The following is a 24,640-nucleotide window of genomic DNA, read 5'->3' on the forward strand; positions in this document are numbered from 1 at the left end:
AGGCTTGTCATCTCTTATGATAATAGACCGATTCATTTATTTGATAGCTAAATTTTTTTGATCTTTATCTACAGCATCTATTTTTGTGTTTATTCATAGATATTTTTGCTGAATCGATAGATTTAGACCATGACACAGTTTCAGATATTTTCTCGGATATACTAACATTCGGCAAAAAACAATCACAAGAGATGATATTAAAAATTTTAAATTAAACTGTTGCAAAAACGCTGTATACGTATACAAGCTTTTTCAAGTAATTCTTCTGATGTTGCATAAGAAATACGAAAAGCTGATCCAAGTCCAAAAGCAGATCCTTGGACGACAGCAACAGCTTCTGTTTCTAGAAGTGCTATGGCAAAGTCTTCATCATTCGTAATACGTTGACCATTGGGTGTTTTCTTTCCAATAAGTCCGGTGCAAGAAGGATAAACATAAAAAGCACCCTCAGGCGTTGGACAGTGAATGCCAGGAGCTTGATTTAGCATGGAGACAACGAGATCACGGCGTGCTTGAAAAATATTTTTATTTTTAGCAATAAAGTCTTGTGGCCCGTTGAGTGCTTCAACCGCAGCCCATTGTGAAATGACACTTGTTCCAGATGTTTGCTGTCCTTGAATGGTATCCATGGCTTTAATTAATTCTTGTGGTCCGCCTGCATAACCGATTCTCCATCCCGTCATCGCATAGGCTTTAGAAACACCATTCATTGTGAGTGTACGCTCATAAAGCGCTGGTTCTACTTGAGCTGGAGTCACAAAGGTAAAACCCTCATATGTGAGATGTTCATATATATCATCGGAAAGGATATAAACATGAGGATATTTTACTAAAACATCTGTGAGTTTTTTCAATTCATTATGTGTATAAGCGGCACCTGATGGATTTGAAGGAGAGTTAAAGATGAACCATTTGGTTTTGGGGGTAATGGCAGCTTCTAGCTCTTGTGGTTGGAGTTTATAAGAAAATTCGGCTTTTGTTTCTAAAAAGACAGGCGTACCATCGTTGAGTGCGACCATTTCTGGATAACTAACCCAATAAGGGGATGGAATGATGACCTCATCTCCTTTATTCAAAGTTGCCATGAATGCATTAAAGAGAATTTGTTTTCCACCAGTACCAACAATAATTTGTTCTGGTTGATAAAGAAGGTTATTTTCTCTTTTAAACTTTGCAGAAATTGCTTGGCGCAATTCTGGAATTCCAGATATGGGAGGGTATTTTGTTTTTCCCCTTCGAATAGCTTCAATAGCCGCGTTTTTGATGTTGTCTGGGGTATCAAAGTCTGGCTCTCCAGCACTTAAAGCAATAACATTGCGCCCTAATGCTTTTAAATGACGGGCCTTTTGAGAAGCAGCAATTGTTGCAGAAGGTTTGATACGAGACAGTTTGTCGGCAATAAAAGCCATAATTTTAAATCCTTATATTATATCAACAAATGGTTATTGCTTTAAGGATATTCTATAAGAGATTATATTGTATGCAATAAAAAACTTCCAAAATACTCTTACACGGGCTTTATATTCTTCTTTTTTGAGATATTTTACAAGATAATCTCTTCGTAGATTTTATGAAAGTTTTTGAGGAAGTATAAAAGAGGTTTGATGAATTGTGCAAAGGAGATAAACAGTCTTTTATTTTAACAAGGTAAAATAATGCTTTATACAAAATAAAAAATCTTCGTCTCTACAGACGAAGATTTCTAAATAAAATATTGCAGAATTTAAACTTTAAAGTGCTGCAAGGTTACCAGCGGCAAATTTTCCTGAACGACGATCTTGAAGAACATCATAAGAGATTTTTTGCCCTTCATTAAGACTGTTTAGACCTGAACGCTCGACGGCAGAAATGTGTACAAATACATCTGCACTACCATCACTAGGCTGAATGAATCCGAAACCTTTTGTTGTATTAAACCACTTAACTGTTCCTGTAGACATAGGAAACTCCTTAGAATATATAATTATATTGAGCATTGAAGCTTTTATTCCTTCAATACGGTTGTAGATCGAAATTAGGTGGGAGAAGTTTCGTCGAAAGTGCAGATTGCACAGGAAAGAAAGTCACGTAACCGAAAATTCGATGAAACCTCTATAAAAGTTTTTAGAACAAAAAGCAAGTCTTAATCAATTTTTATATAAAGAAAAAATAAGAAAACAGTGTACATTTTGCTAAGTAGAAAAAAATTCAACTAAAATAACTTTGTAGTGAACGTACCTCAAGGTGCCTTTTTTTGAGTGCTTTGATCGCTTCTACGACGGCTTCGGCTCCAGATATTGTTGTATAATAGGGAACATTTTGCATGAGTGCTGCATAACGTAATGATTTTGAGTCTGAGATGGCACTGGCAGTGCTAGTTGTATTAAAAATCAATTGAATTTGGCGATTACGAATAGCATCTTCAATATGGGGGTGTCCCTCTAGAACTTTGTTGATTTTTTTTGCTTCAACGTGGTGTTCGGTGAGAAATTTTTGTGTTCCACTTGTGGCGACAACAGAAAAGCCAAGCTCAGTTAAACGTTTTACAGGATTTAAGATGCGTTTTTTATCTTCATCCCTTACAGAAACGAACAAAGTTCCCTCTTTAGGGAGTTTTACACCAGCTCCAAGTTGGGCTTTAGCAAAAGCAAGCGAAAATTCATAGTCAAGACCCATAACTTCACCGGTTGAGCGCATTTCTGGACCAAGAAGTGTATCAACACCTGAAAAACGAGCAAAAGGAAATACTGCTTCCTTGACAGCAATATGTTGTTTTTTCTGCAAAGAAGGTAATCCACCATAAGCTTGAAGAGCATCATGAAGCGTTTCTCCTGCCATAATACGTGCAGCCATTTTAGCAATAGGGCGACCAATCGTTTTTGCAACAAATGGGACAGTACGTGAAGCACGGGGATTGACTTCTAAGACATAAATGGTGTCATCTTTTATAGCATATTGTACATTCATTAAGCCGCGAACATGAAGTGCTTGTGCTAATGCTTTGGTTTGGCGCTCTAATTCAGTAACTATTTTATTTGAGAGCGTATGGACTGGTAAAGAACATGCTGAATCACCAGAGTGGATACCAGCTTCTTCAATGTGTTCCATAATACCAACGATTAGTGTTTCTTTGCCATCACATAGACAATCGACGTCTACTTCAATTGCTTCTGTTAAATAGGTATCAAAGAGAAGCGGATTTTTACCAAGCAATATATTGATTTGTCCTGTTGTGTCGTTAGGATAACGGACTTTGATATCTTCTGAAATTAATTCGGGGACACTCTCAAGTAAATAATTTTGTAAGCTACGTTCATCACGGATAATTTGCATAGCACGTCCTCCTAAAACATAAGAGGGACGTACAACCAAGGGGAAGCCTAGTTCGTGGGCAATGAGGCGTGCCTGTTCAATGGAGTGGGCAATACCATTTTTAGGTTGTGTTAAATTAAGTTTAAATAACAGTTTTTGAAAGCGATCTCTATCTTCTGCTAAGTCGATAGCGTCAGGTGAAGTACCTAGGATGGGGATGTTGTGTTTTTCTAGAGCGCTTGCCAATTTCAAGGGTGTTTGTCCGCCAAATTGGACGATGACTCCAACCAAATCTCCTTTTTCCTGTTCTGCTTCTAAAATAGCGATAACGTCTTCTGTTGTTAAAGATTCAAAGTAAAGGCGATCAGAGGTATCATAGTCGGTTGAAACTGTTTCAGGATTACAGTTAATCATAATCGCTTCAAATCCTGCATCACGCAGTGCAAAAGCAGCGTGGCAGCAACAGTAATCAAATTCAATACCTTGCCCAATGCGGTTTGGTCCACCGCCTAAAATAGCAATTTTTTTGCGTTCAGAAACGTGTGCTTCCGAGTGCTCTACACCTGCAAAGGGAACTTCATATGTTGAATACATATAGGCTGTAGGAGAAGAAAATTCAGCGGCACAAGTATCAATCCGTTTGAAGACGTGTTTAACATTCAGTGATTTGCGTAAAGCTGCGATATAATCGGGTTCTTTCCCTGTAAGGGAGGCTAATCGCGCATCTGAAAAGCCCATAGCTTTTAACATACGTAAGTTATCTGCGTCTTGGGGTAATCCATGAATGCGGATACGCTGCTCCATTTCAATGATGGAGGCTATTTGTTCTAAAAACCACGGATCAATTTTGCTAATTTGGTGAATCTCATTTAAGGGTAAGCCTGTGCGCATGGCTTGAGCAATATAGCGTAGACGATCAGGGCTTGGTATGGCAATGGCGGAGCGTATAGAACTTTTTTCATCCCCTTCAGCATGCTCTGGAATCACAATTTCATCAAGACCCGTAAGCCCTGTTTCAAGTCCACGGAGTGCTTTTTGTAACGATTCTTGAAAAGTGCGTCCAATTGCCATGACTTCTCCTACAGATTTCATCGCAGTTGTGAGGACAGGTGATGAACCGGGAAATTTTTCGAACGCAAAACGAGGAATTTTTGTCACAATATAGTCAATAGAAGGCTCAAATGATGCTGGTGTTGCACCACCCGTGATATCATTTTTTAATTCATCAAGTGTATAACCAACAGCCAGTTTAGCCGCTACTTTAGCAATGGGAAACCCCGTTGCTTTTGAGGCAAGCGCTGAAGAGCGAGAAACACGCGGATTCATTTCAATAACAATGAGGCGCCCATTTTCAGGATTGACAGCAAACTGTACATTGGATCCCCCCGTTTCAACACCAATTTCACGCAAAACAGCAATCGAAGCATTACGCATACATTGATATTCTTTATCGGTTAAGGTGAGAGCAGGTGCTACAGTGATCGAATCACCGGTATGAATCCCCATCGGATCAATGTTTTCAATAGAACAAACGATGATACAATTGTCGTTCTTATCACGAACAACTTCCATCTCATATTCTTTCCACCCTAAAACACTTTCTTCAATTAATACTTCTGTTGTTGGTGAAGCTTCAAGCCCACGTTCAATAATTTCATAGAATTCAGAGCGGTTATAAGCAATTCCACCACCAGTTCCACCAAGGGTAAATGAAGGACGAATAATAGCTGGAAGCCCGACAACATCAAGAGCTTGAACTGCTTTTGCTGTTGCATGGGCGATATAATGTTGTTTGCGATCAGCTTCGGTATGTCGCCAGTTGCGCTCAAGTTCTTCGAGTGCTTTGTCAAGCGCAGCACCAGAAAGCTTGGCTTTAAGTTCAGCACACGTTTTTGCGTGTTGTTGGCGATTTTCTTCTTTCAGTTCTGTTGCATTGGCTAACATAGAGCGTGGCGTTTCCAAACCGATTTTTGCCATCGCTTGGCGGAATAAAGCACGATCTTCAGCTTTATCAATAGCATCAGCATTGGCTCCTATCATTTCAACATGATAGCGGTCTAAAATACCCATACGCTTTAATGATAAAGCAGTATTGAGGGCTGTTTGTCCTCCCATAGTGGGTAAAAGGGCATCGGGACGCTCGTGGGCAATAATTTTGGCAACTATTTCAGGAGTAATGGGCTCTATATAAGTTGCATCAGCTAGATCTGGATCTGTCATAATCGTGGCAGGATTAGAATTTACCAAAATAATTCGGTAACCTTCTTCTTTTAATGCTTTACAGGCTTGAGTGCCTGAATAATCAAATTCACATGCCTGACCAATGATAATAGGTCCTGCTCCGATGATAAGAATAGATTTTATATCTGTGCGTTTGGGCATGACTTTTTCCTATGACAAATATCTATGTGCGATTGTTGCGGGCAAAATATTTCAGTTCTGAGGCTACAATCATTTTATAAGTTAAGTGACAAAGAAAGTAAGCATTAAAATACCTTTTCCATGCTTTTTTTCATAAAATTGAAGATAAATTTCTTTTTTGAGTTGAGTCATCTCATCAGTCTATCAAAAGTATGACCTTTGATAAAAAAATAATAACAGTGCTCCAACAAATTAGAATATTCAAGCATACGTGGAGCATAAAAAGCCAGAACATCTTTCCAATCCATTGCCGGCATATTTTGTGTTTTATGACGTTTTTTGCTTAAGAGAGCACGCGCTTTTTCTGTTGCTTGTAAAACATAAGCCATTATTTATGGTTCGATGGGATTTCGTAAAATGAAATGGGAAGCTTATCGTGTTTTTCCGTAAAATACTGCCGTTTAGAGCTGTGATATAAGGTATGAAAATTTACCACATTAAGGTGTTTTTTGTTAGAGTGTATGATAGAATTCAGGACAGGATTTGTCTGTAGAGAGCTTATGAAATAAACCATATAAAATGGTTTCAGTTGGAATCTGTTATATAAAAAGCAAGATTGTTGATAGATCGGCTCTGGTCGAAGTTTCCGTTTTAGGGTAGGAAGACAGTCAATCTATGTATCTTTCCATTTCATAAAAGGGTGAGAGTGTATTTTAATACAATGGCTAAGGATATAATTTCAGAATGATTTTGTTTGTTTTTAAAAGATAGTGAATACTCTCCTTTTACTTTATTGATGATGTTCAAGACTTATTTAAAATATAAAGAAGGCTAAAATGCTGAACATTTCCCAAACAAGAGTATTCTGTTTGAAAGATGTATCAATAGGAAAGCTTTTGGTGGCTAGGTCTCAAAAAGGGATTTGTCATATAGCGTTAGGAGACACTATAGAGCAATTATTACAGGAGTTTACGATACGCTTTGGTGATGCACAACAAGTTGTAGGTGACAATACATTTAAGAGAGAAGTTGCCCATATTATAGCCATGATAGAAACACCTAAGCTGGTAAAAAAATATAATTTTCCCTTAGATATAAATGGTACAGTTTTTCAACGACAAGTATGGGCAGTATTATGTGATATACCATGTGGTGAAACAATTTCCTATGAGATCTTAGCGTGCCGTATTGGTATGCCGAAAGCTTTTCGTGCCGTTGCTAATGCCTGTGCACGTAACGAATTGGCTGTTATCATTCCTTGTCATCGTGTTGTGCGTAAAAATGGTTTTATTTCAGGGTATCGTTGGGGGGACAAACGGAAACAGATTTTACTACAACGAGAACAAAATGGAGAAATTTAACTTTGTGTGATGGGCATTATAATCGTTACAGTTGTTCCTTTCATTTCTTTTGAAGTAATTTCAAGTTTTCCTTTGTGGAGTTCTAGCAAGGAGCGTGAAATGGCTAAGCCAAGACCTGAGCCCGTATGAGATTTAGTAAGCTGATTTTCAACTTGTTCAAAAGGTTGCCCAAGTTTTTTAATTGCTGATTGGGGAATACCAACACCTGTATCTGTAATTTTAAAAATAAGATTATTTTTTTTCTTGAAAGCGCAGACATCAATATTTCCACCAGAAGGCGTAAATTTAACGGCATTAGAGATGAGATTAAGGAAAATCTGTTTCATTGCACGACCATCAACTTCAGCATGAAGTTCTGGGGTAATGTTTGTTGTAACAACAATATTTTTTTCTTGAGCTTGAGGCGTTAATGTTCGTACTGCTTCACTAATGATGGGCTCAAGATCGGTATTTTTACAATCAAGCGTAAATCTTCCTGCTTCGATTTTTGACATATCAAGGATGTCATTGATAAGGGTTAGAAGATGGGTTCCTGAATTGTAAATATCATGCATATATTCCTTATAGCGTTGTGAACCAAGAGGACCAAAAGTTGATTGCAACATGATGTCTGAAAAACCAAGAATAGCATTCAGAGGCGTGCGCAATTCATGAGACATATTGGCTAAAAATTCTGATTTAGCCTTATTAGCACTTTCGGCGCGTTCTTTTTCTGCTTTCAAACTTTTATTAAGTTTTTCAACTTCTGTTGCGCGTTGTTGAGCACTCCCTCGCGCGCGCTTGAGTTCTTGAATGAAAGAAAAAAGACGCCTTTCACTGTCTTCAAATTTTTCCTGTTGTTGTTTAAGCTCAGAAATGTCAGTACCAATACAAACCAATCCTCCATCTTGGGTTCGTCGTTCGTTAATTTTGAGCCAACAACCATCTGCCGTTTGGCGAATACTGGTTAAGTTACCAGTACCATCATCTTTAAGGGGATATTCACTGAGTGCAGGGCGTGCCATGGCTTCGACGGTTGCACGTTGGATACCTGATTGGAGAATTTGTTTAGGAATAGCGGCATATTCGCAAAATTTGCTGTTGGACATGACTAAACGTCCTTCAGCATCCCACAAGACGAAAGATTCTGAAATGTTTTCAATCGCATCACGGATACGAAGGTCGGCTTGCGCTGTTTGTTCAGCCAATTGTTGCTGTTCACTAATATCGAAGGAAATACCAACCAAATGGGGTTCTTCTTCTTCAGTAACTTCGGCACGAATGCGCATCCATACATAATGACCATCAGCATGACGCATAGGAACGTTAATATCGATATGCTTTTTTTTACCGCTCATTAATTCCTGAGCAAGGTCAAAAAAATTCGCATCATTTGGATTGATAATGGCGCTAATTTGGGAAATTGAGAGCAATGCATCTTGAGGGACATAGCCGAGCATTTCGTACATTGCTCGTGACCAGTAGACGCGTCCACTTGCCATATTCCAATCCCATAGTCCACAGCGTCCACGCATCATTGCCATATCAATACGGTTTTGAATTTTTTCTGAAACAAGATCTGTTTTGCGTGCTCGTACAATTTGGTTGTAATAAGCATAAAGAAGAGCAAGGATAACGCCACTAGTTCCAATGAACATGGTTATATTTAACGAGAGAGCTTTCCGCCATTCCATGTAAATATGTTGCATTTTTTCACTGATGAATACCCCATATTGTCCATTTTCTGTTTGCTGAAAGGAAGCGAGAGCAGGAATATCTTTTCCTATTGTAATTTTCATGATTCCAGCATGTTTTCCTAGAGCTTGTAAAGTAATGCTTTCAGAGGTAAAATTCTGTAAGGGTTTTCCTAAGACAATCTCGGAACTTGATGAAGCTAGGACATTGCCTTTTTGATCGACAATAGCAATAACAGCGCTGGTTTTTATAAAACCTTTGTTACGAAAATTAGTCAGGATATTTTGTAAATGATTATGAGAAAGAGCAGCAGCTTTTCCTTGTCGAGTGGCGGCAAGTAAGTCACGGTCGATTGTATTGGTAATATGAGAAGCTAAGAGAGCGATGGTAGAATGCGTGTTTTTATCAATTGTGTTGCGCCAATCATAGATTGATAGGAAACGGATTGCTGCTAGTATAACAAGAAATGCAAGAATTACAAATGGGAGTGAACGTCGCAGCCAAGGTTCAATAAAAAGAAGTTTTTTATAGGCAGAACCAGAAAATAGATTGGTACGCTCTGTCCGCTCCTTGCGACTTTGAGCGCTTGATTTTGAATCAGCATACACCTCCCTTGGCGCATTATATGCGTCCAATTTAGCCATCTCGCGTTCCTTTAATTCTGGAATAATGTGATTTAAAAACTGCTTCGATATTCATAGTAACCCCATCGAGTGCAATGAATCAAAACAGGAGTCTTCTGTCCAGTCTTTTTTTAAAAAAAAATAATTTTACTTTTATGATTTTGGAATATGAAAAGAAAAAAGTACTTTAAACGTGATCTATAAACAGGCTTAGATTGCCTGTTTATAGATTTAATGATGATCGAATAGTTTATAGAATTTATTTTAAAAAATATTATAGCATATTGATTTAAAATAATTTTTTGTTTCAAGTAAGCAGACGGTTGATGATATCAGCAACATCGCTTGATAATTTTGGCGCAGCAGCAATCATTTTTAATTCAGTTTCAAGTTTTTGTTGTCGAATAGGTTCTAATTGTCGCCAAGAGCGCATCATTGTTAATAATCGTGAAGCAAGCTGTGGATTTTTTTTGTCAATTTCCAAAATAACTTGGCAAAGAAAATGATAAGATGCTCCATCCATCCTGTTAAAGCCCGTGAGATTGTTAGAGGCAAAAACACCGATTAGAGAACGTACACGATTAGGATTATCTTGTGAAAACAGCGGATGTTGCATGAGCTTTTGAACATTCTCGAGTGTTGATGTGCCAGCAACCATTGCTTGAATAGAAAACCATTTATCCATGACCAAAGGGTCATTCTGATAGCTGTTTTCAAAATCATTTAAGGCATTTTGTGCCTGCTCACTTTCATTAAAACGCTTCACGAGAACAGCGATACTCGCCATACGGTCAGTCATATTATCAGCTGTTGCATACTGTATAGCAGCTCGATTTGGATTGGCTTCAGCAATGGAAAGGTAATCCAGTATGATATTCTTTAATGCTCGCTTTCCAGCTTGTGCAGTGTTTGGTGAATAGGGCTCTTGGGTTTGCATTTGTCCATAGAATTTTGTTAAGAGCTCTTGATGAGTTTGTGCAAGTGAAACTAAAAACTGATTGCGGACATAATGAATACGATCTGGGTCAATATTTTTACCGATTGTATGAGCAAGCTCAACTTCACTAGGTAAATTTAAACAGAAGGCACGAAATTCAGGCTCTAAGGTTTCATCTGTTATAATCGTTTCAATCAGCTTTAGCAAAGCAGAAGGAAGTGTTGCTTTTTCTTGTGTTTTATCTTGAATGCTTTGAATCAAAGCTTGCGTCATTAAATGATTAAGAGATTGCCAGCGATTGATGTGATTGTCATCATGTTGTGCAAGAAAAATAAGTTCTCTTTCATTGAATGGAGTGTGTAGAATGATTGGTGCTGAAAAGTCTCGCAGCAGTGATAAAACGGGTTTTTCACGCAGTCCCTTTAATGTAAAGGTTTGGCTTTCCTTGGATAAAAGCATAACATCTGATTGAATATCTGTATCTGCTTCATAGGTGAGGTTTTCTCCATTAGGTCCTAGGAGTCCAAAAGCGATAGGGATAAACATGGGCTTTTTTGTTTTTTGTTGTGGGGTAACGGGAATATGTTGCTTTGCATGAATTGTTAAAACACCATCGCTATAATGACTATCGATTTCTACATTGGGTGTTCCTGCCTGTTCATACCATAGCATGAATTGGGAGAAGTCTTGACCAGACACTTCAGCAAAACAGGTAATAAAATCTTCAATTGTACAAGCTTGTCCATCATGACGTTGAAAATAAAGATCAGTGCCTTTACGAAAAAGAGTAGGACCTAAAATAGTCCGTATCATGCGAACAACTTCAGCACCTTTTTCATAAACAGTTGTTGTGTAAAAATTATTAATTTGGCTATATTGACGAGGACGCACAGGATGCGCAAGAGGTCCTGCATCTTCTGCAAATTGCGTTGCTTTTAATGCTTTTACATTTTCAATTCGCTGTAGGCTGCGTACATTTTGATCTGATGAAAATTCCTGATCACGATAAACAGTGAATCCTTCTTTTAAACAGAGTTGAAACCAATCGCGACAGGTAACACGATTACCGCTCCAATTATGGAAATATTCATGTGCAATGACACGTTCAACATTTCTATAATCCTGATCGGTTGCTGTTTCAGGATCGACAAGAACATATTTATCATTAAAAACGTTAAGGCCTTTGTTTTCCATTGCTCCCATATTAAAGTCGGAAACAGCAACAATATTGAAAACATCAAGATCATATTCGCGCCCAAAACATTGTTCATCCCAACGCATGGAACGTTTAAGAGCATCCATTGCATAGGTTGCGCGTTCGGTTTTTCCTTTTTCTACATAGATACCAAGCTCGATACGTCGTCCAGATACAGTTGTAAAATGGTCTTCTAACTTATCAAGATCTCCACCTACTAAAGCAAAGAGATAAGATGGTTTGGGATAAGGATCTTCCCAAATGGCAAAATGGCGATTATTTTCTAAAGTTCCTGTTTCCACCAGATTACCATTTGAAAGCAAGATTGGGATTGTTTGGGTATCTGCTTCAATTTTCACTCTATAGGTAGAAAGAACATCTGGGCGGTCGTAAAAATAAGTAATACGACGAAAACCTTCCGATTCGCATTGTGAGCAATAAACACCATTTGAAAGGTAAAGCCCCATAAGTTGGCGGTTGCTTTCAGGATTCAGTTCTGTAACCAATTTCAATGTAAAAGGAGCCGTTGGTGGCGTTGTAATTTCTAAACGTGAAGGAGTCACTTTATAAGTGTTTGGGGCTAATATCTCATCATTAATAGAAACGGAAATTAAAGTAAGATCATCACCAGAAAGAACAAGAGGTGTTAATTCTTTTGTATCGTGACGGGATTCAATAGACAATATGGCTGTAACATAGGTTTTTGTCGGTGCTAATTGGAAAGAAAGTTGTGTTTTAGGGATAACGTAAGGGGTTGGTTGGTAGTCTTCCAAACGATAAATAGATGTTATTGGCTGTTTCATAGTTTTTTCCCATTTGTATTTTAAGAGTTAAAGAAGGGTGTGTTAATTTTAGAAGCAATATAGGATTAAAGAATTACAAAAGGCTGTCGAGGCGATTTTTTACTTCTAAGAAGTCTATCCATGTAAGCTTCTTTTGACTAGGGGTTCTAAGAAGGTAAGCTGGGTGGAAAGTTGGCATAACAGGTATTTTTATATTATCCTTGCTTTCATAGATATGCCATTTCCCTCTTGTTCGGATAATCCCATTTTGAGATCCAGTAAGAAACTGTGCAGCAACGCCTCCTAGTGCTATAAGAACACGAGGACGCGCTAAATAAATGTGCCGTTCAATAAAAGGGCGGCACAAGGCAACTTCTCTTGGTGTTGGTGTACGATTTCCTGGCGGACGCCAAGGAATAGTGTTGGCAATGTAAACATTATTTCTTGTTAAGCCAATTGATGCGAGGATTTTATTAAGCAACATCCCGGCTTTTCCCACAAAAGGAATTCCTTGTATATCCTCGTCTCGTCCTGGTGCTTCGCCTATAAGCATCAGGGGGCTTCCTGCTGTTCCATCTGAAAAACAGGTATTTTTTGCTGTCAATTTTAATGAACAGCCATTAAATGCAAGGAGAGCAGATTTTAATTCATCAAGTGTCTTTGCACTTTTTGCACTCTCTATAGCTGTGGATTCATTTTGTATAGTCCTAGAGTTATGCAGCTGATGATGATCTAATTTTACGGTTGGAGATGTTTTGGGAGATGCTTGTTGATTATGAGAAATGTTCACGACAGATATTAATTTTCTCTCTGAACAAGCAGACTGCTTAAAACGATCAATAGGGAAATCCGTCAGAACGGCATCCGCACCACTTTCTTTATAAAAGTTTAAGAGTTCTTCATAGGAAATTGAGCACGGCGTTTGATTTAACATTTTACTTTTTCTAATGATCTAGCGATTATAGATCAAACAAAATTATCCTTCAAGTTTTATTAAATGTATTCGCTAGCCATTAATGTATAAGAACGCTGATAGGATTCTCTCTTTTCACAAAAAAGGCAAATCGTAAAATGCGAATGTTCGCGATTATATACATCTTTAAATGTACAATTTGTTTAAATTGCGCTATTTCAACTTTTTAAACAGACTAAACGCATTCACAATAAAAGATTTTTTTACTGAATGCAAGTGGTGTGATAATATTTGTTATCATTATATTATATATTTAATACTTAATGAAAGTTACTTTTGTAGTATTTTATTTATAAAATAAAGTATAAATTTTTATTATTATATTTAATATTTTTAATAAAAGTTATTAAAAAAATATAATAATATGAAATATATAAATATTACTTTTATATGAGAAAATACTAAGACGTTATAAACTATTTTTACAATGGGTTAAAAGCAATGTGTGGATATATTCTTTTGCTTTTTTTACCGCTGAAATGAGAGGTTCATTTAATGCTAAATGCGCTGCAATAGCGCTTGAGAGAATGCAACCTGTTCCTCGCATTGTTCCTTTTAAACGTGGAGTAGAGATATTTATGACTTCAGTTTTGTCAATGAAGCTATCAATTGCAAGAGGCCCCTCTGCATGTCCCCCTTTTACTAAAATAGAGCGAGCTCCCAATGACAAAAGTTTTTTTGCTTGTTGTATTGCTTGCTTATCATGAGATGCCAATGGACTTTGGCTAAGAAGAGCGAGTTCTTCTCTATTCGGTGTTAAAAGATCAACATGAGGAAGCAGTTTATCGATCATCGTGTCGATGATTGTTTCCGTTATTAGTTTTCCTCCTGATGAAGCGACAAGTACAGGGTCCCAAATAACTGGAACATGGGGATAGTCTTTGAGTACGTTACAGATTGCTGCTATAATTGCTTTTGTCCCCGTCATACCGATTTTTATTGCGCTTATTGGATTTGCTTCTAGGGCAGCACGCATTTGCGCAGCGACGAGGTCTCCACGCATTGGAATGATTTCGACAACGCGATTATCATCTTGTACGTTAACACAAGTAATTGCTAAATTTGCTTTTATTTGAAAATGCGCAGAGGTTTCTATATCACGAACAATACCAGCACCTCCTGTTGGATCAGTGCCCGCAACAATAAGAATGGAAGGTATCAACGCCATGTTTGTGTCACTTTTATCCACTGTTGTACACGCTCTTCAGGTTTTTTATGGAGGATAATATCAGTCACAACAGCAGCACTATTTGCTCCTGCTTTTAAAACACCAACTGCGCGTTCTGGTGTTAAACCACCAATACCCACCAAAGGTAAAGCACCAATCCGCTTTCTCCATTGTTTGATTTTCTCTAGTCCTTGCGGCATCCATTTCATTTTTTTTAAGATTGTCGGATAAATAGGACCAAGTGCAATATACTCAGGATTAGCAGAGAGTGCGGTATCCAATTCATGTTCATCATGTGTACTAAGACCAACTTTTATATCACTTTTACGAATTGCGTGAAGATCAGCATTGCTCAGGTCTTCTTGTCCCAGATGAATAAAATTGCACTTTTCATCAATTGCTATTTCCCAATGATCATTAATAATTAATTGTGCTCCCAATTTATTGCATATGTTTTTTGCACGCTTGATATGTTGACGGATTAGTTGTTGATTTTCATGTTTCATACGCAATTGTACGAGCTTGATACCAAGAGGAAGCAAACGTTCAATCCAATCAGCGTTATCAACGATGAGGTAAAATGGATCCAGTTTCATGAAAATACTGCTTTTCCAATGATTGGCGTTGAAGGGACTGCTACACTGCGTGCTTCGATCATGCCAGCTTTATATCCCATACGTCCTGCTTGAACAGCTTTAGAAAATGCTTCAGCCATTAAGACAGGATCACCTGCTTTAGCAACTGCGGTATTAAGCAGTACTGCATCATAACCGAGTTCCATCGCAATAGCGGCATGTGATGGGCGTCCAATGCCGGCATCAATAACAAGAGTAGCATCAGGAAGATAAGCACGGATAGAACGCAATCCATCAGTATTATGAGGTCCTTTGGCAGAACCAATAGGAGCACACCAAGGCATAATAACACGGCAACCAATGTCAAAAAGTTTTTCAGCAACAATGAGATCATCCGTTGTATAGGCAAAAATTTTGAAACCTTCATTGTTTAAAATTTGAGCTGCTTCGATTAAGGAAAAAATATTTGGCTGTAAGGTGTCTGAATTACCGATAATTTCGAGTTTAATCCAAGCTGTTTTAAAAAGATCTCTTGCTAATTGGGCTGTGGTTACGGCCTCTTTAACAGTATAACAACCAGCAGTATTAGGAAGCACTGTTACCCCAAGTTCTTGAAGAAATTTCCAAAATTGTCCACCTTGTTTTCCACCTGCAGTTTCACGGCGCAAGGAAACAGTTACAATTTCCGTATTCGATTTATGAATAGCATCACGAAGGATTGCTGGTGAAGGATATTGCGCTGTACCTAATAGAAGACGGGAAGAGAATTGTCGTCCATAAAGATTCAGCATAATTTTAGCCTCCTTGCATTGGGCTTAAAATTTCAATTTTATCTCCTTCATGCAAGACAAATTGGCTTCGTGCATCTATGGGAACAACTTCAGCGTTAACAGCAGTTGCAAGCCAATTTCCTTCATACTCCAATTCTTCAAGCAAGAGACCGAGAGTCATAACTTCTGTTTGGACTGTTTCACCATTAACAAATATTTGCATGTTTTATTCCAATGCCAATTCCATTGCTCGTTTTGCCATTTCTGGAGACAACAGAAAACCATGTCTATAAAATCCATTAATAGAAATAAAGTTACCATCTTTATGCACAGAAGGGAAGTTATTAGGATAACATGGACGAACACCAACGCCAGATTCAATAATTTCTGCTTCAGCAAAAGCAGGATGTAAAGTATAAGCCGCGTTGAGCAGTTCCATCATTGATCTTACAGAGATTGCACCATCAAAGTCACTTTCAATCATCGTTGCACCAATCATAAAAATATTATCTTGTCGAGGTACAATGTAGAGAGGAAACCGTGGGTGAAGAAGACGAATTGGACGCGAAATTTTAATATCGGTGCAGCGCACGAGAAGCATTTCGCCGCGTACGCCCCGTATATTTTTATCTTTTCCTAAACGTGCTATTCCTGTCGCATCAATAACAATATCAAAATTTTTTTCAGCTATTTCTACATCAACAAAACAGGCTCCATTGTTGAGAAGCTTTTCTTTTAAAGTCATAAGTGCTTTGCGAGGATCAATATGGGCTTCATTTTCATAAAAGAGTGCACAGTTAAAACGTTCCGCAAGATCTGGTTCAAGATGAGCTATTTCTGTATTATCTACGGTTTTGTGATTATGCGTACGCACAGAAAATCGTTCAAGCTCTCCTCTATCTCGTGTAGGTGCAACCACTAAAGTGCCTTTTTGTATGACAAGGTTTGGGAGCGTTTTACGCCACCATTGTATAGCTTGTACACCAAGATCTTCAACAATTTGTTCTGCACTTTCCCTTTCACAGTAAGGTGCAAGCATTCCTCCTGCATACCAACTAGCACTTCCTATAGGTGAATGAGGGGGGGCCGATACAGTAACAGAAGCACCTTTTTGCTGTAACATAAAGGCAACTGTTAAGCCGCCTACACCTGCACCTTTGATAAGAATGTTCTTCAACTATTTACTTTCTTTTTTTGAGGAGGAACAATTTCCATATAAAGGTCACCATTTTTCTGATATTTTTCGGCCATGGCGATCATACCTTCCCCTTTTGTTTTTCTTATTGCGGCTGCCTCACGAATATCATGGGAAATACGCATAGAACAGAACTTTGGTCCACACATGGAACAAAAATGCACCAATTTATGGGCTTCTTTAGGCATTGTCTCATCATGAAAGGCACAGGCTGTTTCTGGATCAAGAGAAAGGTTAAATTGATCATGCCATCTAAAATCAAATCGTGCACGCGAAAGAGCATTATCGCGCAATTGTGCTCTAGGCAAACCTTTGGCAAGGTCTGCGGCATGAGCAGCAATTTTATAAGTAATCACACCAGTTTTTACGTCATTCCTATCGGGCAGTCCTAGGTGTTCTTTAGGTGTTACATAACACAACATAGCAGTTCCAAACCATCCAATCATAGCGGCACCAATTGCTGATGTAATATGGTCATAACCAGGAGCAATGTCTGTTGTAAGAGGTCCCAAAGTATAAAAAGGCGCCTCATGACAAAGATCTAATTGTTGCTCCATATTTTCTTTAATTTTGTGCATTGGGACATGCCCAGGGCCTTCAATCATAACCTGTACATCTTTTTTCCAAGCAATTTTTGTCAATTCTCCCAAGGTTTTAAGCTCTGCAAATTGGGCTTCATCATTGGCATCGGCAATAGAGCCAGGGCGTAACCCATCTCCTAATGAAAGAGAGATATCATATGTTTTTGCAATATCACAAATTTCATCAAAATGTTCATAGAGAAAGCTTTCTTTGTGATGATGGAGACACCATTTTGCCATAATAGAACCGCCTCGTGAAACAATACCTGTTACACGATCAATGGTCATAGGAATAAATGGTAATCTTAATCCTGCGTGAATGGTAAAATAATCAACCCCTTGCTCTGCTTGCTCAATAAGGGTATCACGGAAAATATCCCATGTTAAGTTTTCGGCAATACCCTGTACTTTTTCGAGTGCTTGATACAGAGGAACAGTCCCGATGGGCACAGGAGAATTTCGAATAATCCATTCACGAATATTGTGAATATTTCGACCTGTAGAAAGATCCATAACTGTATCTGCTCCCCAGCGAATGGCCCAAACCATTTTATCAACTTCTTCTTCCATAGATGAAGTTACTGCTGAATTGCCAATATTAGCATTAATTTTAACACGAAAATTACGCCCAATAATCATGGGTTCGCACTCTGGATGATTAATGTTTTGTGGAATAATGGCGCGTCCACAAGCAATTTCATTGCGCACAAATTCCGCAGTATAAATTTCTGGTATTGATCCAGCAAATGTTTCATTTGATGGTACATTCTGCCGTTCTTTTACTACTAATCCTTCATTTTCTCGTATAGCCACATATTCCATTTCTTCGGTAATAATGCCTGCGCGTGCGTAAGCCATTTGTGTAATTGCTTTGCCATTTTTTGCTCGTAAAATAGAACGTTTTTGCTTAAAGGCTGGAGTAAGGTTTTTATCAGAAGTCAATCCATTATCTTCAGGTTTAACTAATCGTGCAGGATAAGTTTCAGTATCATCCCGCTTAGAGAGCCAAGGCAAGCTAATTGCTGGCAGGCCTTTTGTAATATCAATGATCATATCTTTATCTGTGTAGGGGCCAGAAGTATCGTAGACGTTTAAAGGTTTTTCACCACTGCCATCAGCCAGTGAAATTTCACGCAATGGTACGCGCACATCAGAAAAGAGAAGGCTCTGTTGATAAATTTTGCGTGAAGCGGGAAAGGGGCTACAATTAATTGATGGAGTATTTTTCTGCACAAACTTTTTCCTTATAGACACAGAGTTCAAAAATAGGTTGCGATGTTAATGGAGTTATGATGTTAATGGAGATGTATTCAAATTATCAATTACGAGCATTCAGAAGAATAGGGATAGTATTGCTTTATAGCAAAGAAAACCCAATACATCTCAAGAAAAATTATTTTGAAAAACTAAAACAATATCTATTCTAATATTTGCATGCCTCCTCCCACTTGAAGTATTTTTGTTAATACGAATATGGTTGGCTTAAATATCTATATTGTCAATCATAAAAATATATTTTAAACAATTTTGGTTTGTTTTTAAGAGTGAAAATAGATATTATGAAGTGATAAACTATGATATTGAAGCTTTTATAAACCAGAATAAAGTTAAAAACGGATTATCAGGGAAAAGTAGATAGTTTATGGCTCTGATTGAGATTTTTTTCATATTAAAATAATAACTCAGAATACCATAAGATCCTCTCATCATATATCTTTTCATATAAAAACACTTCCTTGCACGTCATAAGTGGGAGCGTATGGGGCAAAACACTTGAAGAAAGGAAGCCAAATGATATTTAATGAACATTCTAAGATGTGAGGCTGTCAAAACGTGGGGGACAACAAAATGTATGATGGATTCCACTTGTATCTTCAAAAGCTTAAAGCTGATGATCTATAATGGCTTGCTATTGTATCATTGACGTGCGCTGTCATAAAATAAAAGGAGTATATTTTGAGCAATATTTCTTAAAAAGTGCGTAATATGCAATATCATTATATTTTGTTTGGGGTACTTTATTCTTTATGAGGGGGATGTTCCCATTAAGAATGCGATAAACAAAAGCGTGAAACAATACCTAATCTTTATTATAAAAATAATATTGCCTTGAATTAAGAAGAACACCAATAATTGCAAGATGTTGTTTAGAATGATTTATTGTTCTTGCAAAAAAAATATACATATAATAATATATAGAGGTAGATGTGTTAACTGTGGGAGGGGAAAAGTTGGTTATGGGGCGTTTAAAAAACAAGGATATTGTTCATAAAAATTGGGGGAGAGGCTAGGTTATGCTTTTTAATTTTTTCCGGATCGGATACAACCTTCAAATTTTGTGAAGGTGTGTGATATTTAATATTTCAAAGTATTTTATTTCCAGTTTAATGAAAGTGTGGAGCAAATGTCCATATTGAATATATTCTCTGTGATACATTTAGATTGAACAAAAGCTTATTCAAAAAAAACATTGATGCTAATCTTGTGACACAATTTCAGAAATCAATTGAATAAAATAGAACAAACTATCTGCATGTGAATAAAAACATAATGAAGCATGCAAAAAATTTGAAGCTAATTTTTAAAGTTTTAATACAAATGATAGCCAAAAGATAGAATTTCTTTGTTTAAAATATATGGTATAAAATATCGACGAGATAGATTTAAACTATTGAAAAAAATAAAAAAAGATAATGTTTAAGTCAGAAACTTTCTATGTGGATGATAAGTTATTACATTCAGTAATGGTTATATGAAATCCATAATAAGGAAAAATTTGAATAGTATTTATAAATTTTGCAACAAGATGCAAGATTTGAAAAATAATTATATAACAACAGCAAAGCAACAAAACAAGATATTAAGTAACATCAGATGAGGTGGTTACATTATACATTAGAAGAGAAAGCATTAATACTAATGTTATGAAAAGCGTCTGGTGAATTTAGGTTATAAAATTGGAAGGAGTGAAGAGAGATAAAATGCGTAAATAAGGATGGTGCAGTGGTTATGATGTACCAATAAACAGCGGCAGCACATTTTAGTGCACAGAACGAGAAGTTGTTAGAAAAACTATGAAAATAATGGGGGATTTAAAATGTCTAATATTTACGATTGGTCTCTAAAGGCTGATGAAAATGCTTATTCAGATAGTATCATTAATTGGGCAGAAGGACAGCCGCCTAGTTCTGTTAATGATAGTGCACGGGCGATGATGCAGCGCGTGCGCGAATATCTTGCAGATAATGGTGGATCTATTAATTCAAGCTTTATAGTAAATTTGGAAGATAAAACAACATTAATTACCTTAAAGACAGTTTCGCCTATAAAGAAATACAACAATGATATCGTCATACGTTTTAAAGCTTGTGGTGTAAATATTGGCGTGACAACAATAACTGTTAATAATATAGGAGAAAAGCTTATCTATAAAGCCACTGATGCGGGGATTATACCATTAGAAGGTGGAGAATTTCAAACAGATGGCATTTATGAAATGGTATACAATAATGGTGTTTTAATAAAAGAGCATGAGGGTTGGTATTTATTAAACCCTACACCACCTAAGATAGAAAGTTTCCCCTCTGGATTCATTGCAACATTTGCTATGCAAAATGTGCCAAATGGTTGGCTTTTATGTGATGGTAAGGCCTATAAGCGTGAAGATTATCCGCAGTTATTCGAGGCAATAGGTGATAAATGGGGAAAAGACAGCAATAAAACTTTTAAAGTTCCTGATTTTAGAGGTATGTTTTTACGCGGCTTTGATAATGGTCGGGGTTTAGATGGTGGTAGAAAGTTTGCAGATGAACAACAAGATAGCATAAAATCACATACGCATATTGGGAGTATTGAAAACGCAGGCGAGCATGCGCATAATTTTGAGTATCAAGGGGTAGGATGGCCCGTTGGTGATATTGGGAGACTCCCGAATCATTATACTTATAATGCGACCCTGAAAGGGAGAACAGCTTCTGCTGGTGCACATACACACAAGGTAACTCTTTCCCATACGGGTGAGGCAGAAACGCGCCCTGTTAATACAACCGTTGTCTATGCTATAAAATCATGAGTATGTTTAAGTAATAATAATAATCTATACACCTTGATAATTTTGTTAACGCGGAGCAATTCCGCGTTATTTTCTATGCATATGAAAAGGAAATCTATATTGTTAATAGGATACTTGAGAGAGTCAAAAAACAATTTTAAAATGATTGAAAGAAAGAGTTAAGGATATAATTTATTATAAAAAAAAGAAAATCATAACTTTTTTATAATTGTACGATAACATAGGGAAAATGTGTAAAAATCATTTAAACTGTGCCGTGAAGAGATCTGGAGATATATTTTTTCATAAGGTGTTTTGATAGGGGAAGGTAATAAAATTATTCAACCTGAGGCATAAAAAAGTACAATATTTTTAGCGTTTTTTGTGCAAAAATAGCATAACCCTGTATGAGTTAATTCATCTTATAAAGATATTTTTCACCTTGTTGTCGATTTCATTTCTTTGCATTGCCATGGTAGGAGGCTTTATCTGTAAATGATAGTGTACCCCTTTGAGTGGAATCATCGTTATGCTTGTGAAGCAGCAGAGCAACGCTATTTCTATACTCTCTCCTCATCCCTATATTCCGTATTGTTTTTGCATTAGGGGGCTTACAAGAAGCGTTATTGAGTTTATTTTAAAGTTTTTATTCAATAGGTTAATTCTTTATAATATGCCAATAAACAATTTTTTAATAGAGAGAGAAAAGTAAAAATATCATTGTAAATCAATATTTATTTATAAAAAAAGCTAAAGTATATGTGTTATAAAGAAAACATTACCATTAAAGCTACAAATAAATCTTTTATGGAGGGAAGAAAGGTACTTGATTTCTATATAGTCCTTAGAAGATATAAATAATACACCCGTTATTATAACAAAGGCATTTGTATGTATTTCTTGAATCATTTTTATAAAGATAAAAGTGATAGAAAGAGTGAGAAAACGCATATTTATGTTGTATAAATTCGTATTATCTAAAAATTTGATAACAAAACAAAACTTCACATGTTTTTAGTTACGTAAAATCTTGAAAGATTTTAAACTGGTATTTTTTTCAAAAAATATCTTTAGGGTAATTGGTCTTCTTTTTTTATGATAGATGACAAAAAGGAATTCATATAAAAATAAAAAAGATTCTTGAATATTTGCGTGTTTTATTTTGCTATGGACTTTAGTTTTTAGATTGAAGCCGATAGCTTAGAGATCTAATTTCATAGGAGGATGTCGTTTGAGGGAGTATAAAAGGGATATCTTCTTTAGGTAATTCAGAAACGTTTAAAGAACAATGATAAACATTGCGGAGATTTTGTGTTGTCAAAACATTAGTTGCATTTCCTTCGCAATAAATCTTACCTTCCTTGAGCAAGATCATGTTATCTGCATAATGTGCCGCGAGATTGAGGTCATGAAGAACAGCAAGAACACCGCCACCAGAATGAGCAAATTGTTTAGCAATATCCATAACGATGATTTGATGTTGAATATCGAGGCTAGCAATAGGTTCATCTAATATCATCCAGCGAGGAATCCCATTATGAACAGGTTTCCAGACTTGGCAAAGTACACGGGCAAGTTGCACTCTAGCTTGTTCTCCGCCTGATAATTGGTGATAATACAGGTTGCCATAATCAGAAAGGTCAACGCACTCTAAAGCTTTCTGGATAAGATTTTGCAATTCGGCTTTGGCAATGCTAAATTGGTTTACAGAAAGGCCAAGCCCTACAACTTCATGGACTAAGAATGGAAATACGAGCGTTGTTGATTGTGGTAGTACAGCGCGCATTTTTGCCATTACATGAGTTTTTGTTTGGCATACATTATAACCATTTAAGGTTATTTTTCCACTGTAAGGAATTTCACCACTCAGAGCTTTGATAAAAGTACTTTTTCCTGATCCATTAGGACCAATAATAATGGTAAAAGCACCACTTTTAGCTTGAAGATTAATGTGTTTAAGAATCTGCTTCTTTCCGCGCTGAACACAAATATTTGTCGCTTCAATCATGAAAAGTCTGTTCCTCGTTTGCATATAAGGATCCATAGAAAGAAAGGTGCACCAAAAAGTGCTGTTACAATCCCAATCGGCAATTCTGCGGGGGCAACAATTAAGCGTGCAAACATATCAGCAAAAATAAGTAATGCTGCTCCCAAGAGAGCAGAGCAAGGAATGAGATAGCGATGATCAGGACCAATGAGCTGACGTAAAATATGAGGAACAATAATACCAATAAAACCAATACCACCACTGACAGCAACAGCACTGCCGCACATAAGAGCAACAAGAGGAATAGCAATATTTTTGACGCGTTGAATATGGAAACCAATATGGCCAGCAACAGCTTCTCCAAGAGCAAGGGCATTAAGTGCTCGTGATAAAAAGGGAGAGAAAAGAAGACCAATAACGATAAAAGGGAGAACGAGCCATACTTTCAACCATGTAGCGCCCGCAAGAGAGCCCAGACTCCAAAAAGTGATATCACGCAGTTGTTGGTCATTTGCGACAAAAATCAATGTTCCGACAACAGCACTGCTTAATGCACCAAGAGCAATGCCAGCAAGCAGCATGGTTGCAATAGAGGTAAAGCTGTTATGCGTTGCTATTATGTAGAGAATAATCGTTGATAAAAGTCCACCAAAAAAAGCACCTATGATAACTTTATAAGGCTCTAGAAAAGGTGCAAAAGAAACAGGAAAAGCAATGCCGACAACAATTGCTAAGACTGCTCCAAGTCCAGCACCTGCTGATACACCTACAATTCCGGGATCTGCAAGAGGATTACGAAAAAGCCCTTGCATAAGAACACCGGAGACAGCTAAAGCTGCTCCAATCAATAATCCCAAGATAACACGGGGAAGCCTTATGTCGATGAGCACGAGGTAATCACGCGTTTTACTACTTACCGAAAAATCTTGTGTAAGCATCACATGGAGGAGATCAACGAAAGAAACCTTTGCTGCACCATTCAAGAGCCCACCAAAAATACTGAAAATAAGGAATATTATTAAGCTTAATAATAAAATCTTCCCCTGTTTTGAACGGTTTATTTTTTTACCTTCTTTTTCTTTAGGTAAATGCATCCTGGATGTACCGTCTACCATT

The 24,640-nt window shown here is 37.1% G+C and carries 17 protein-coding genes; 2 read left to right on the forward strand and 15 right to left on the reverse strand.

Annotated elements, in window-relative coordinates:
* Positions 1-206: 206 nt before the first annotated feature.
* The 4 genes from ACFINZ_RS01795 to ACFINZ_RS01810 form a co-directional block, all read right to left on the reverse strand.
* A complete protein-coding gene (locus tag ACFINZ_RS01795; RefSeq protein ID WP_375634192.1) occupies positions 207-1,409 on the reverse strand; it encodes a pyridoxal phosphate-dependent aminotransferase in 1,203 nt (400 codons plus the stop codon).
* Between the two features lie 321 nt (positions 1,410-1,730).
* A complete protein-coding gene (locus ACFINZ_RS01800) occupies positions 1,731-1,940 on the reverse strand; it encodes a cold-shock protein (protein ID WP_012754908.1) in 210 nt (69 codons plus the stop codon).
* 247 nt (positions 1,941-2,187) lie between these two features.
* Positions 2,188-5,673 carry a carbamoyl-phosphate synthase large subunit gene (gene carB / locus ACFINZ_RS01805; RefSeq protein WP_375636246.1) on the reverse strand — a complete coding sequence of 1,162 codons (3,486 nt, stop codon included), beginning with the start codon at positions 5,671-5,673 and terminating at the stop codon, positions 2,188-2,190.
* A gap of 167 nt (positions 5,674-5,840) precedes the next feature.
* On the reverse strand, positions 5,841-6,041 hold the full coding sequence (locus tag ACFINZ_RS01810; protein ID WP_375634312.1) for a hypothetical protein: 201 nt from the start codon (positions 6,039-6,041) through the stop codon (positions 5,841-5,843).
* Positions 6,042-6,488: 447 nt separating this feature from the next.
* On the opposite strand from ACFINZ_RS01810, the gene ACFINZ_RS01815 reads away from it, so the two are divergent.
* Positions 6,489-7,013, forward strand: a complete 525-nt coding sequence (locus ACFINZ_RS01815) for a methylated-DNA--[protein]-cysteine S-methyltransferase (protein ID WP_375620707.1) — start codon at positions 6,489-6,491, stop codon at positions 7,011-7,013.
* On the opposite strand, the gene ACFINZ_RS01820 is transcribed toward ACFINZ_RS01815, so the two are convergent.
* The 9 genes from ACFINZ_RS01820 to thiC all read right to left on the reverse strand — a co-directional run bounded on the left by ACFINZ_RS01820 (position 7,010) and on the right by thiC (position 18,719).
* Complete coding sequence (locus ACFINZ_RS01820) at positions 7,010-9,331, reverse strand: ATP-binding protein (protein ID WP_375620708.1); 2,322 nt, start codon at positions 9,329-9,331, stop codon at positions 7,010-7,012. The two genes, ACFINZ_RS01815 and ACFINZ_RS01820, sit on opposite strands and share 4 nt — an antisense overlap.
* Positions 9,332-9,617: 286 nt before the next feature.
* A complete protein-coding gene (pepN, locus tag ACFINZ_RS01825; RefSeq protein WP_375680707.1) occupies positions 9,618-12,245 on the reverse strand; it encodes an aminopeptidase N in 2,628 nt (875 codons plus the stop codon).
* Between the two features lie 73 nt (positions 12,246-12,318).
* On the reverse strand, positions 12,319-13,158 hold the full coding sequence (locus tag ACFINZ_RS01830; RefSeq protein ID WP_375671832.1) for a uracil-DNA glycosylase family protein: 840 nt from the start codon (positions 13,156-13,158) through the stop codon (positions 12,319-12,321).
* 448 nt (positions 13,159-13,606) lie between these two features.
* A complete protein-coding gene (locus ACFINZ_RS01835) occupies positions 13,607-14,365 on the reverse strand; it encodes a hydroxymethylpyrimidine/phosphomethylpyrimidine kinase (protein WP_375671850.1) in 759 nt (252 codons plus the stop codon).
* Positions 14,356-14,961 carry a thiamine phosphate synthase gene (locus ACFINZ_RS01840; protein ID WP_375659684.1) on the reverse strand — a complete coding sequence of 202 codons (606 nt, stop codon included), beginning with the start codon at positions 14,959-14,961 and terminating at the stop codon, positions 14,356-14,358. Before ACFINZ_RS01840 ends, ACFINZ_RS01835 begins: the two co-directional genes overlap by 10 nt.
* Complete coding sequence (locus tag ACFINZ_RS01845) at positions 14,958-15,731, reverse strand: thiazole synthase (protein ID WP_273791116.1); 774 nt, start codon at positions 15,729-15,731, stop codon at positions 14,958-14,960. Before ACFINZ_RS01845 ends, ACFINZ_RS01840 begins: the two co-directional genes overlap by 4 nt.
* A 4-nt stretch (positions 15,732-15,735) precedes the next feature.
* Positions 15,736-15,933, reverse strand: coding sequence for a sulfur carrier protein ThiS (gene thiS, locus ACFINZ_RS01850; RefSeq protein ID WP_375671831.1), 198 nt, complete (start codon positions 15,931-15,933; stop codon positions 15,736-15,738).
* Positions 15,934-15,936: 3 nt separating this feature from the next.
* Entirely contained in the window at positions 15,937-16,887 is a 951-nt protein-coding gene (locus ACFINZ_RS01855; RefSeq protein WP_375671830.1) for an FAD-dependent oxidoreductase, read from the reverse strand.
* The gene (thiC, locus tag ACFINZ_RS01860; RefSeq protein WP_375701130.1) at positions 16,884-18,719 is read right to left on the reverse strand and encodes a phosphomethylpyrimidine synthase ThiC; all 1,836 of its coding nucleotides are present in this window, start codon (positions 18,717-18,719) and stop codon (positions 16,884-16,886) included. The genes ACFINZ_RS01855 and thiC overlap by 4 nt, the downstream gene beginning before the upstream one ends.
* Positions 18,720-20,583: 1,864 nt before the next feature.
* On the opposite strand from thiC, the gene ACFINZ_RS01865 reads away from it, so the two are divergent.
* On the forward strand, positions 20,584-21,558 hold the full coding sequence (locus ACFINZ_RS01865) for a tail fiber protein (protein ID WP_375679824.1): 975 nt from the start codon (positions 20,584-20,586) through the stop codon (positions 21,556-21,558).
* A 1,153-nt stretch (positions 21,559-22,711) separates the two neighbouring features.
* Here the strand turns inward: ACFINZ_RS01865 and ACFINZ_RS01870 are convergent.
* Positions 22,712-23,545 (reverse strand): heme ABC transporter ATP-binding protein, encoded by an 834-nt coding sequence (locus ACFINZ_RS01870; RefSeq protein WP_375634176.1) that lies wholly within the window; start codon positions 23,543-23,545, stop codon positions 22,712-22,714.
* Entirely contained in the window at positions 23,542-24,639 is a 1,098-nt protein-coding gene (locus ACFINZ_RS01875; protein ID WP_375617630.1) for a FecCD family ABC transporter permease, read from the reverse strand. Before ACFINZ_RS01875 ends, ACFINZ_RS01870 begins: the two co-directional genes overlap by 4 nt.
* Position 24,640 lies beyond the last annotated feature (1 nt).

It is taken from the genome of Bartonella sp. AA81SXKL, from assembly GCF_042196945.1.
GTDB lineage: Bacteria > Pseudomonadota > Alphaproteobacteria > Rhizobiales > Rhizobiaceae > Bartonella.

What these genes read in the sequence shown, in the direction of transcription:
- ACFINZ_RS01840 (WP_375659684.1), bottom strand. Translation starts at nt 14,961, where the DNA reads ATGAAACTGGATCCATTTTACCTCATCGTTGATAACGCTGATTGGATT.
- ACFINZ_RS01795 (WP_375634192.1), bottom strand. Translation starts at nt 1,409, where the DNA reads ATGGCTTTTATTGCCGACAAACTGTCTCGTATCAAACCTTCTGCAACA.
- ACFINZ_RS01815 (WP_375620707.1), top strand. Translation starts at nt 6,489, where the DNA reads ATGCTGAACATTTCCCAAACAAGAGTATTCTGTTTGAAAGATGTATCA.
- thiS (WP_375671831.1), bottom strand. Translation starts at nt 15,933, where the DNA reads ATGCAAATATTTGTTAATGGTGAAACAGTCCAAACAGAAGTTATGACT.
- ACFINZ_RS01835 (WP_375671850.1), bottom strand. Translation starts at nt 14,365, where the DNA reads ATGGCGTTGATACCTTCCATTCTTATTGTTGCGGGCACTGATCCAACA.
- ACFINZ_RS01810 (WP_375634312.1), bottom strand. Translation starts at nt 6,041, where the DNA reads ATGGCTTATGTTTTACAAGCAACAGAAAAAGCGCGTGCTCTCTTAAGC.
- ACFINZ_RS01820 (WP_375620708.1), bottom strand. Translation starts at nt 9,331, where the DNA reads ATGGCTAAATTGGACGCATATAATGCGCCAAGGGAGGTGTATGCTGAT.
- ACFINZ_RS01875 (WP_375617630.1), bottom strand. Translation starts at nt 24,639, where the DNA reads ATGGTAGACGGTACATCCAGGATGCATTTACCTAAAGAAAAAGAAGGT.
- ACFINZ_RS01845 (WP_273791116.1), bottom strand. Translation starts at nt 15,731, where the DNA reads ATGCTGAATCTTTATGGACGACAATTCTCTTCCCGTCTTCTATTAGGT.
- pepN (WP_375680707.1), bottom strand. Translation starts at nt 12,245, where the DNA reads ATGAAACAGCCAATAACATCTATTTATCGTTTGGAAGACTACCAACCA.
- ACFINZ_RS01830 (WP_375671832.1), bottom strand. Translation starts at nt 13,158, where the DNA reads ATGTTAAATCAAACGCCGTGCTCAATTTCCTATGAAGAACTCTTAAAC.
- ACFINZ_RS01870 (WP_375634176.1), bottom strand. Translation starts at nt 23,545, where the DNA reads ATGATTGAAGCGACAAATATTTGTGTTCAGCGCGGAAAGAAGCAGATT.
- ACFINZ_RS01800 (WP_012754908.1), bottom strand. Translation starts at nt 1,940, where the DNA reads ATGTCTACAGGAACAGTTAAGTGGTTTAATACAACAAAAGGTTTCGGA.
- ACFINZ_RS01865 (WP_375679824.1), top strand. Translation starts at nt 20,584, where the DNA reads ATGTCTAATATTTACGATTGGTCTCTAAAGGCTGATGAAAATGCTTAT.
- carB (WP_375636246.1), bottom strand. Translation starts at nt 5,673, where the DNA reads ATGCCCAAACGCACAGATATAAAATCTATTCTTATCATCGGAGCAGGA.